Source organism: Streptosporangiales bacterium, assembly GCA_009379825.1.
Classification (GTDB): domain Bacteria; phylum Actinomycetota; class Actinomycetes; order Streptosporangiales; family WHST01; genus WHST01.
In genome coordinates this window covers 25,058-35,681 of the sequence record WHTA01000060.1, presented here as the reverse complement: position 1 = coordinate 35,681, position 10,624 = coordinate 25,058, and the positions used below count along the sequence as shown (strand labels likewise).

Here is a 10,624-nt window from a genome sequence, read left to right as displayed (position 1 = left end):
GTCGAACGCCGCTTCTGCCACCTCAAGCAGTGGCGCGGCCTCGCCACCCGCTACGACAAACTCGCCATCGTCTACCACGCCGCCGCCGTCTTGAACGCTGTCATCGCCTGGACCACGCATTTACGAGACACGGCCTAGCTGACATCCCTACTCCTAAGAGAATGAATGTTCTTTTTATAGCCATAACTGTGCGCCCGCGCGGTGGAGTTGTCAATAGAGAACGAACGTTCTATTTTTGGTCTCATGCCACGAGTCAGCCAGGAACACCTCGACGCCCGCCGCGCCCAGATCCTGGCGGCGGCACGCACCTGCTTCGTCCGCAACGGCTTCCACGCCACGTCGATGCAGGACGTGTTCAAGGAGGCCGGGCTGTCGGCCGGCGCCTTCTACCGGTACTTCGGCAGCAAGGCCGAGCTGATCGGCGCCATCGCACAGAGCAAGATCGCCGACGTCACGAGCATCTTGGACGAGGTCGACACCAGCGACCTGCCGCCGCTGGACGAGCTGCTCGGCCAGCTGCTGCTCAGGATCAAAGCGGCGAACGACGCCGACGAGTTCGCCAAGCTCGTCAGCCAGATCTGGGGCGAGGCGATCCGCTCGCCGGAGGTCGCCGCTACGCTGCGCGCCAACATCGGCATCGCCTTCGACCGGCTGAGCCGCGTCGCAGCGGCCTACCAGGAGGCGGGGGTGCTGCGTGCCGACGTCCCCGCGGCGACGATCGCCCGGGTGCTCGCCGCGGTGAACCAGGGCTTCATGCTGCAGCTGACCGTGCTCGGCGACGTCGACGTGGACGATTACCGCGCGGGTTTGCGCGGACTGCTCGGTGAGCACGTAGCATCCGATCAGTGAGCCAGCCACCGCGTACCGACGCCGAGGTGCCGTCGTTCGTCGACGCCCTCGGCCTGCCCGGCCTGGTCGACCTGCATGTCCACTTCATGCCGCCCCGGCTGCTCGAACGGGTGTGGCAGTACTTCGAACAGGGCGGGCCGCTGCTCGGTTTCCCGTGGCCGATCACGTACCGCCTCGCCGAAGCCGAGCGGGTGCAGGTGCTGCGCGACCTGGGGGTGCGGGTCTTCGGTGCGCTCAGCTATCCGCACAAACCCGACATGGCGGCGTCGCTGAACGCCTGGGCCGTGGACTTCGCCGACCGCACCACCGGCGCCCTGCGCTGCGCGACCTTCTACCCGGAGCCGGCGGCCGCCGGCTACGTCCGTGCCGCGCTCGACGACGGGGTGCAGCTGTTCAAGGCGCACGTGCAGGTCGGCGGCTACGACCCGCGCGACCCGCTGCTGAAGCCCGTCTGGGGCGACCTCGCCGACGCCGGCGTACCCGTCGTGGTGCACTGTGGCAGCGGCCCGCAGCCCGGCGCGTACACCGGTCCCGACGTGTTCGCCGAGGTGCTGGCCGAGCACCCGCGCCTCACCGCCGTCGTCGCGCACCTCGGTGCGCCCGAGTACGGCCAGTTCCTCGACCTGCTCGACCGCTACGACCGGGTGCACCTGGACACCACCATGGCGGCCACCGATTTCTTCGCCGAGCTCGGCGCCCCGCTGCCGCCGGCCGCCGTCCCGCGGCTCGCCGACCACGGTGACCGGATCGTCCTCGGCTCGGACTTCCCGAACATCCCCTACCCGTACGCCCACCAGCTGGAGGCGCTGACCAGGCTCGACCTCGGCGACGACTTCCTCCGCGCCGTCTGCTGGGACAACCCACGCCGGCTACTCGGCCTGTCTTGCTGACTGGTAACACCAGAGCGAAGTTTCCGTGTTTCAGAGGCAACCAAACACCCGTCTCGCGCGTTGTTCCGTGTGCAGGCGGCATTGGGGGCAATGAACTGCCTGCACAGTGCTCTCCAAGAGGGCACGAGGTGGGTGCCTGCTCCAGGCACCGGCGGGCGCCCACACCCCCGTGGCGCGTAGCAGTTCGGGGTGCTTCGTCGCCACGGGGTCCCCTTTCTCTTGCCAGTCCACGGCCGCGAGGCGGCGCCGTTATGCGCGTGCAGACGGACGGCCGGACTGGCTAGACTGGTGGCATAACTGCATAGGGGGTGAACGGTTTCGACTTCGGATGCCGTAGTAGGGGAAGCGGGCCGAGGATGGTAGCGCTGACCTCGCAAACCATGCGCTGCAATAAACACAAGCGCCAATTCAAAGCGCAACCACTTCGCGCTCGCTGCCTAAGCGAGTAAGCGGAGTTGTCAGCCCGGGAGTGCCTTCGGCCCGGTAACTGGCATCAGCGAGAAGGCTCACCTGCCTGACCGGTCGCGGGTCAGGTCGGGGAAAGCGCACAGCGACTGGGTCCGTCGGCAGCTCGCCTGTAGGACTGCCGGGACCGAGTAAGGCGTAATACGGGCTGCGCCCGGAGAAGCCCTGCTGTGACACCGAAGGACCCGGGTTCGATTCCCGGCACCTCCACGAGCCGGCGGCTCCTGCTCGGTGAGCGTTGCTCACCTTCGCGGGGGCCGCTATTTCTTTTACGGGGGGCCCGAGCCCCCGTAGGCCCTGCGTTCCCTGGTCGGGGTGGCCCCGAGCCGGCGGAGGGGGATGGTAATGCGGGTGGTGAGTTCGTCGACGGTGGTGCCCCAGGTCTCGTGGACGGTGACACCGTCGGGCCCGATGGCGAATGTCGCAAGGTCGGTGTAGACCCGGCTGACGCAGCCGACGGCCGTCAGGGGGTACGTGCACTCGGGCACGAGCTTCGGCGAGCCGTCCTTGCCGAACAGCGTCATCATCACGAGCACGGCCTTCGCGCCGACCGCGAGGTCCATCGCGCCGCCGACGGCCGGGATCGCGTCCGGCGCGCCGGTATGCCAGTTCGCGAGGTCGCCGCCGCTGGAGACCTGGAACGCGCCGAGCACGCATACGTCGAGATGGCCGCCGCGCATCATTGCGAACGAGTCCGCGTGGTGGAAGTACGCCGCGCCCGGGAGCTCGGTGACGGGGATCTTGCCCGCGTTGGTGAGGTCCGGGTCGACGTCGTCGCCGTGGGCGGCCGGTCCCATGCCCAGCATGCCGTTCTCGGTGTGCAGGATGACGCCGCTGTCGGCGGAGAGGTGGTCGGCGACGAGTGTCGGCTGTCCGATGCCGAGGTTGACGTACGAGCCGTCCGGAATATCGTGCGCGATCGTCGCGGCGATCTCGTCCCTGGCGAGGGGACCGCGATCGGTGTGCTCGGAGGTGGTCGTTGGGACGGTGAAGGTCACTGGCCGGCCCCTTCCTGCAGTGCGGACAGGTCGAGCACCCGGTCGACGTAGATGCTCGGGGTGACGATGGCCTCGGGGTCGAGTGCGCCGGTCTCGACGACGCCGCCGACTTCGACGATCGTGGTCGTGGCGGCGGTGGCCATGACGGGGCCGAAGTTGCGGGCCGTCTTGCGGAAGACGAGGTTGCCGAGCCGGTCGGCGCGGTGGGCGCCGAAGAGGGCGACGTCTCCCTTGATCGGGTACTCCAGCACGTGCTCGCGGCCTTCGATGACGCGGGTCTCCTTGCCCTCGGCGAGCGGCGTGTCCACACCGGTCGGACAGAAGAACGCGCCGATGCCCGCGCCGGCGGCGCGCATGCGCTCGGCGAGGTTGCCCTGCGGCGCGACTTCGAGCTCGATCCGGCCGTCGCGGTAGAGGCGATCGAAGACCCAAGAGTCCGCCTGGCGCGGGAACGAGCAGATGATCTTGCGCACGCGACCGGCGGCGAGCAGCGCCGCAAGACCGGTGTCGCCGTTGCCCGCGTTGTTGCTGACGACGGTGAGGTCGGTGGCGCCCTGCCGAGTCAGGGCTTCGATCAGAGTGACCGGCATGCCGGCCATGCCGAACCCACCGACCAGGACGGTCGAGCCGTCCTCGATCCCGGCGACGGCGGCGTCGGCGCTGTCGTGGAACGTTGCGCGGCTCATCCGTCGTCCTCGCTGTCTACGTATGCGGGAGCCTGGTCGGGCATGCGTCCGCCCTCACTGGAAGTACTGCGGATGTTCGTCCGCCATGGCGAGAATCGCGTCGGCCAAGTGCTCGACGTCCTCCTCGCCCATGGCCGTGGAGAGCGCGAGGAGGCAGTTGGTGCCGGCGAGCACGCCTCGCTCGTAGAGACTCCACCACGCCTGTTGGTTGTCGGAGGTGTGCAGACGAAGGAGAGAGCCCCATCCCGTGGCCGGTACACCCGCAGCGACCAAGCGAGCCCGCAACGCATCACCAGCGGCGTTCAACGAAGCCACGCTCGTCGCGTCGAACAGGTCGAGCGCTACCTTTCCGGCAGCCATCGTCACGGGGTTGGCACTGAACGTGCCGCCCCACGAAACGGCACTGGGCTGCTTCTGTTCCCGCGGATCGAACGGCTGCAGCAGCTCGCGGCGCCCACCGATGGCGCCGACCGCGAAGCCACCTCCGATTGCCTTCCCGAGCGAGACCAGGTCCGCCTCCACGTCGTACTGCTCGAGCAGGCCGCCCACCCCCAGCCGGAAGGTGATGACCTCGTCGACGAGGAGTAGCGCTCCGTGCTCGCGCGTGAGTGAACGCAGCTCCTGCACGTGTGCGGCATCGGCCCGTCGAAGCCCTGCTCGGTTCGGCATGAGGTCGATCACGACTCCTGCCACGTCGTCCCCGTGGGTCGTCAGGGCATTCGCGACGGCTTCGGTGTCGCCTTGGTCGACGACGATCACGTCGCCGTGTGACTCGTTGCCGACGGCGTCGGGGCTGGTCCCGTGGTAGCTGCCGCGGAACCGGATGATCTTCGATCGTTTCGTGGCCGCGCGGGCGGCGCGCAGCAGCATCATGACTGCTTCTGAGCCACTGTTGCAGAAGCGCCACTGCTCCATGTTCGTGCGTTCTCGCAGCATCTCGGCGAGGGCGACTTCTGAACGCGTCGGCAGGCCGAAAGCCGAACCGTTCTGGAGGGCGGCTGTGGCGGCATGGACGATCTCCGGTCGGGCATGCCCGTGGATGAGGGTGGTGTAGTTCCCGTTCGCGTCCAGGACCCGGTGTCCCGTGTCGTCGACGATCCACGCCCCTTCTCCGGCGACCGCATACGGCGGGTGTGGAGGGACGAACACCGTCGAACGGGTGATGCCACCGGGCAGCACGCTCCGGGCGCGGTCGACGAGTGTGGCCTCCGTGCGCTCGCTCGGGTTGGTGTCAGCGGTCATTCGGGGATCCGTTCGCGTATCGGGGGTAGAGCTCGTTGGCAGTCGCTTCGTCGAGATAGCCGGCCTGGACGTCGGCCGCCACGGCGGCGTAGGGACGCTCGTCGGCCGGGCCGTACCCGGCGCCCCCCGGTGTGCGTAGGCAGACGATGTCGCCGCGTCGCAGGGGGACGTTCTCGCCCTTGCTGATCATGGGCAGGACGCTCTCCTCGCCGTCGATGCGGAACCATGGCGACGACGTCGTGCCCGGTTGCCCGCCAGCCCGACCGGCGGGCTCGGTGCGCGCCTGATCCCCGAGCAGGCTGGCTTGGGCGTCATCGCCGAGTAGCTCGAACTCGAAGTGGACGCCGAACCCGCCACGTGTGCGGCCTGCACCGGGCGAGCCCTCGCGCAGCCCGTACCGACGGAATCGCACGGGATATCGTTGCTCGAGGGTCTCGATCGACTGGGTGCGGCCGATGCTCATCAGCGAGCAGCCGTTGGAGATACCGTCGCCCGCCAGGTGGCCGCCGTAGCCGCCACCTAGGAAGACGTACATGACGTACGGGTTCCCATCGACGTCGGTCCCTCCCATGGAGAGGTTGTTGGCCGTTGCCGACGATCCCGCTGGCACCTGCTCAGGCACCGCCTCCGCCAGCGCGCCCATGACCGCGGTGATGATGCGCTGGCTCGTCTCAGCGGCGCATCCGGCAACCGGCCGCGGTACTTGGGCGTTGAGGAACACCGTTTCTGGAACGATGAAGCTGATGGGTTCGAAGATGCCGGCGTTGATGGGAATTTCCGGGAAGACGTGCTTGATCGCGACGATGCTGCTCGACACCGTGGCGGCCAGGACCGAGTTCATCGGGCCGGTGCACGGTGCGGAGGACCGACTGAAGTCGATCGTGAGATGGTCTCCGGCCACGGTGAGCTGGGCATCGACCCGCAGCGGCTCGTCGACGATGCCGTCGTTGTCCATCACCTCGACGAAGTGGTAACTGCCGTCTGGTATGTCGGCAATGTGGGAGCGCATCTGTTGGGCCGAACGGCGGTTGAGTGTGTCGATCATGTTCGTGATCAGATCCACGCCGTACTCGTCGAGCAGCTCCGTGAGACGCGTCTCGCCGACACGAAGCGCCGTGGCTTGGGCGTCGACGTCGCCGAGCACATCGTCGGGGATCCGCGAGTTCGTCTGAAGGATCGAGACGATGTCGGTCTGGAGCTCGTCATCGACGAACAGACGTACCGGCGGGACGCGTAGACCCTCCTGGAAGCAGTCGCTTGCCGACGCCGCGAACCCGCCAGGGACTCGCCCGCCGAGGTCCGGCCAGTGTCCGGTGTTCGCGAGGAACGCGAACAACTCGCCCTGGTAGAAGAATGGCCGGACCATCTTCGTGTCCATGATGTGGGTGCCGCCGGCGAACGGGTCGTTCACGAGGTACGTGTCGCCGGGCCGAGGGCTGTCCACGGTGTCGATGACGCTCGCGACCGTGTACTGCATCGTTCCGACGAAGATTGGCAGTCCACGGCCGCCTTGCACGATCATGCTGCCGTCGCTCGCGGAGTAGATACCGTCAGCGCGGTCCCAGGCATCGGAGACGACTGGCGAGAACGCCATCCGTTCGAACACGGTGTCCATCTCGTCGGCGATCTGCTCCAGCCGCCCGCGGATGACAGCGAGGAGAAGCGGGTCGACGTCGTCGTGGTTGGTGGTACGGCTGGCACTCATTGGTTCACCTCGACGATCAGGCTGCCGCTCTCGTGCACGACGGCGGTGGCCTTGGGCGGAAGGAGGACGGTGGAATCGGTCTGGACGATGATCGTGGGGCCTTCCACGATGTCGCCGACCCCGAGCTGGGTGCGGTCGATCTCGTGGATGACATGGGCGCCGTCCTCGAAGACGACGGCGCGCGGCTCGGACGCGACGCCGTCGCCTACGCGGCTCGTCCGTACGGTGCCCACGGCGTTCCGCTTTCCCTGCACCACCGTACGGAGGCTGGCCACGCGCACCGGACTGGCGGGGATGCGGCCCCCGTAGAGCTCTCGATAGGCCGCCAGGAAGGCCTCCTCGAGACGATCTGGGGTCCAGCCGTTCTCGTCGTGCCCGAGGGGAACTCGGATCGTGTGCATCTGCTTGCTGAAGTGCATCTCGGCTGCATGCTCGACAGTCGTGTCAGCCTCCGCGAAGCCGTCGTTGCTGAGCGTGGCCAGCCCGCGCTGCGCCTGGTCGGCCAGCACTCGAGCGACGTGATCAGCGGTACACGATGCGAGATCGGCGGCCACGGCGGACACGAAGTCGTACTTCACGTCCGCGATCAAGCACCCGTATGCACTCAGCGCCCCCGGATTCGGCGGCACGAGCACCTTCGTCGCGCCGATGATCCTCGCCAACTCGGCTACGTGCAGTGGACCTGCGCCACCGAACCCGATCAGGGCGAACTGACGTGGGTCATGCCCCTTGTCCACGCTTACTCCTCGGATGGCGCCGGCCATCCGTTCGTTCGCCAACCGGACGATCGCGAGCGCGGCGTCCGCGATGCTCATCGCCAACGGATCCGCGACATGTTCACGGATCGCCTCCACGGCAGCCTGTTGGTCGAGGCTGAAGCCCGTCTGGGTGCCAAGCTTCTGATCCGCGGCGATGCGGCCGAGGACGATGTTGGCGTCGGTCACGGTAGGACGGGTCCCACCGCGCCCGTAACACGCGGGTCCCGGCGTCGAACCGGCACTCTCCGGTCCGACCTGGAGTATCCCAGCACGGTCGATACTGGCGATCGAGCCACCGCCGGCACCGATGGTGGTGATGGCGATCATCGGGACTCGCAGTGGGATCCCGTACTCGATGCTGCTCTCCGCGGTCAGCGTGGGTTGCCCGTCCGGGATCAGGGCGACGTCGAAACTGGTGCCGCCCATGTCGCACGAGATGACGTCCGGGAGTCCGGCGGCACGGCCGAATGCCGCCGCGCCCATCGTTCCCGCAGCGGGCCCGGAAAGGAGCGTCCGTACGGCGAGGGGACCGGCACGGCGTACTGGCATAACGCCGCCGTTCGACTGCATGACCTGGACGTCGTTCGCGAACCCCTCGGACTCGAGCTCGTCCTGGACTGCGTCCAGATAGCGCGTCATGCCAGCCCCGACGAATGCGTTGACGGCGGTGGTGCTCGCCCGCTCGAACTCGCCGGACTCTGGCGCCACCTCTGCCGACGTCGTCACCGAGATATCCGGCAACGACGTGCGCAAGCGAGCCGCGAGCCTCTCCTCGTGGGCAGCGTTCACGTAGCTGTTCATCAGGCAGATGGCCACGCTTTGGACCTCAGCGGTGCGAAGTCGATCGACCAGGTCGTCGATGACGCTGTCCTCCAGAGCGGTCACTACCTGGCCGTCGGCGCCGATCCGCTCGTCGATCTCGAAAGACAGGCTACGCGGGATCAGCGGCACGTAGGTCCCGGTGAGCCCGTACGTGGTCGGCCGGTCGCGACGCCGCAGCTCGAGCACGTCGCGGAACCCGGTTGTCACCACGAGGGCGGTGCGGGCACCCTTGCGCTCCAGCACGGCATTCGTCGCGACCGTGGTGCCGTGCACGACTGCATCGAGCCGATCCAACGGTGCACCGGTCTGCCGCAGGCCGGTCATCAGGCCTGCTGACTGCATGCCCGACGTCGAGAAGACCTTCGCCAACTCCAGCTCGGTCGTCTCGGTGTTGTACAGCAGAACGTCCGTGAACGTGCCGCCGACGTCGACTCCGGCAATCAGCTTCATCCGGAAATTGCTCCTTTGACTGTGTTCTGTCGTGCCGTGCGTCAAGGGCGGGCGGCGATCAACTGGTTCATCTCGGCTGCCGTGCGGAGCAGGTCGTCCACCCAACTCTCGGGTTCGAAGCGCATTGTCGGTCCGGCGATGCTGAGCGCAGCGGCGAAGTTGCCGTCGCGTCCATGCACCCCGGTAGCGATGCCAGTGATGCCTTCCGCGAACTCCTCGTCGTTGGTCGCCCAGCCGCGTTCGCGGATCGTGGCGAAGCCGCGCCGCAGCTTCGTCTTACTGCGCTCGCTGTGCGGAGTCGTCGCCGGCAGGCGTTCCTCCGGCAGAAGTGCGTCGACCTCCGCGTCGTCCATGTGCGCGAGCAGGAACTTTCCGGACGCACAGCTGGTCAGCGGCATCCGGGTGCCCACGCGGATCTCGGCCCGCAGGATGTGAGCCGTCTCGAAACGCTGCACCATCAGCGCGTCCTGGCCGCTCAGGACGGCGAGTGTGACCGCCTCGCCGGAGAGGTCGGCGAGCCTTCGCATCGGCTCGAGCACCGGGCCGCCGAAACGGGCGGTCTCCGGCGTGGCGGAACCGACTTCGAAGGCGGTCATGCCCAGCCGATAGCTGCTGGCGGCCTGCCGCTCTACGAAGCCGTGGCTGGCCAAGGTTGCCAAGAACATATGAATACTGCTCTTGCCGATGTCGAGCTCTCGAGCCAGCTGCGTGATGCCGACCCCCTCGGGGTGGTCCGCGACCGCGCGAAGCACGCGCAGGCACGTGTTGGCGGAGCTCGATATCTTGGAAGTGTTCGTCATACACGAACGCCTTTCGTACGACACGAACAGAGAATCACGCGGCAGTGATCCCGTCAAGGTGCCACGTGGCCCGCCAAGAGTCTCAGCCATGACACCTCGCCCGGCCTTGACCCTTCGACAGCCCGCCCATAAACTCCGGTTCGCTCCTTACGAAAGGTGTTCGTCCATGTCGAACACACCTCGACGTGTCCACAGTGTCGGCAATGCGCTGCGCCTGCTCACCGTGCTGGCCGAGCACCCGGACGGCCTAGGGGTGTCCGACCTGGCCACGCGGCTGGAGGTGGGCAAGAGCACCGCGCACCTGCTGCTGAGCACCTTGGCTGAGCACGGATTCGTGGAGCGCCTCGAGGCGGGTACCTACTGCCTCGGCATCGCCGCATTCGAGATCGGGTCGGCGGTGCCGGAAAGCTCGCGTTTCGGTGGCCCACTGACGCCGCCGATGCGCAAGCTTGCGGACCTCTCCGGCGAGGCGGTCTCGCTGGCCATTCACCGCGGCCGGGACGCACTCATCGTGCAGCGCTTCGAAAGCGCCAGCATTCTCCGCGCGGAAATTCGGATCGGGACGAAAATGCCCGTGCACAGTTGCGGCTCGGGCAAGGTCTTCCTGGCCGAGTTGCCGGTCGAAGAACTCGACGCGCTGTTTCCCTCGGAGACGCTGCCGGCCGCGGCGAAGAACACGTTTCGCCAAAAGTCCGCGTTGTCGCGGCAGCTCGCCGAGGTACGGCGGGACGGCTACGCGACGATCGACGAGGAATACACCGACGGGGTACGGGGGATAGCGACCGGGGTCCGAAATCGGCGCAACGAGGTGGTTGCGGCCTTGAGCGTGGCGGGGCCGATACCGCGGTTCGAGCCGTCGGACTGGTTGCAAGATCTCAACAGTACGGCCGAGGAAATGTCGACGATTCTGGTGGGACGGTTGTGAGCTCCTAGCTCGGGCGATCGCATCACCAGGTCTC

10 protein-coding genes and 1 other RNA gene are annotated in these 10,624 nt (G+C 67.4%); 5 read left to right on the top strand and 6 right to left on the bottom strand.

The genetic code is table 11. The features are described 5' to 3' along the window. The 4 genes from GEV07_23070 to ssrA all read left to right on the top strand — a co-directional run. On the top strand, positions 1–138 hold a 138-nt coding region (locus GEV07_23070), incomplete at its 5' end, for a transposase (GenBank protein MQA05476.1). Between the two features lie 105 nt (positions 139–243). Continuing rightward, positions 244–849: a TetR family transcriptional regulator gene (locus GEV07_23065; protein ID MQA05475.1), complete on the top strand. Its 606-nt coding sequence runs from the start codon at positions 244–246 to the stop codon at positions 847–849. Between the two features lie 86 nt (positions 850–935). Further along, positions 936–1,739 carry an amidohydrolase family protein gene (locus tag GEV07_23060; protein MQA05474.1) on the top strand — a complete coding sequence of 268 codons (804 nt, stop codon included), beginning with the start codon at positions 936–938 and terminating at the stop codon, positions 1,737–1,739. A 304-nt stretch (positions 1,740–2,043) separates the two neighbouring features. Next, positions 2,044–2,417: a transfer-messenger RNA gene (gene ssrA / locus GEV07_23055) on the top strand. A 56-nt stretch (positions 2,418–2,473) separates the two neighbouring features. Here the strand turns inward: ssrA and GEV07_23050 are convergent. From GEV07_23050 to GEV07_23025, 6 genes are read right to left on the bottom strand one after another with little or no spacing between them, the layout of a single operon-like run. Next, positions 2,474–3,202, bottom strand: a complete 729-nt coding sequence (locus GEV07_23050; GenBank protein MQA05473.1) for a 3-oxoacid CoA-transferase subunit B — start codon at positions 3,200–3,202, stop codon at positions 2,474–2,476. Then, entirely contained in the window at positions 3,199–3,888 is a 690-nt protein-coding gene (locus GEV07_23045; protein MQA05472.1) for a 3-oxoacid CoA-transferase subunit A, read from the bottom strand. The genes GEV07_23050 and GEV07_23045 overlap by 4 nt, the downstream gene beginning before the upstream one ends. 54 nt (positions 3,889–3,942) lie before the next feature. Further along, positions 3,943–5,130, bottom strand: coding sequence for an aminotransferase class III-fold pyridoxal phosphate-dependent enzyme (locus tag GEV07_23040; GenBank protein ID MQA05471.1), 1,188 nt, complete (start codon positions 5,128–5,130; stop codon positions 3,943–3,945). Beyond that, complete coding sequence (locus GEV07_23035) at positions 5,120–6,835, bottom strand: methylhydantoinase (protein ID MQA05470.1); 1,716 nt, start codon at positions 6,833–6,835, stop codon at positions 5,120–5,122. Before GEV07_23035 ends, GEV07_23040 begins: the two co-directional genes overlap by 11 nt. Beyond that, positions 6,832–8,865, bottom strand: coding sequence for a hydantoinase/oxoprolinase family protein (locus tag GEV07_23030; GenBank protein MQA05469.1), 2,034 nt, complete (start codon positions 8,863–8,865; stop codon positions 6,832–6,834). Before GEV07_23030 ends, GEV07_23035 begins: the two co-directional genes overlap by 4 nt. A 41-nt stretch (positions 8,866–8,906) precedes the next feature. Then, positions 8,907–9,665 (bottom strand): helix-turn-helix domain-containing protein, encoded by a 759-nt coding sequence (locus tag GEV07_23025; GenBank protein MQA05468.1) that lies wholly within the window; start codon positions 9,663–9,665, stop codon positions 8,907–8,909. Between the two features lie 166 nt (positions 9,666–9,831). Here GEV07_23025 and GEV07_23020 point away from each other — a divergent pair, with 166 nt between their 5' ends. Next, positions 9,832–10,590, top strand: a complete 759-nt coding sequence (locus GEV07_23020) for a helix-turn-helix domain-containing protein (GenBank protein ID MQA05467.1) — start codon at positions 9,832–9,834, stop codon at positions 10,588–10,590. The last annotated feature ends 34 nt before the right edge of the window (positions 10,591–10,624 follow it).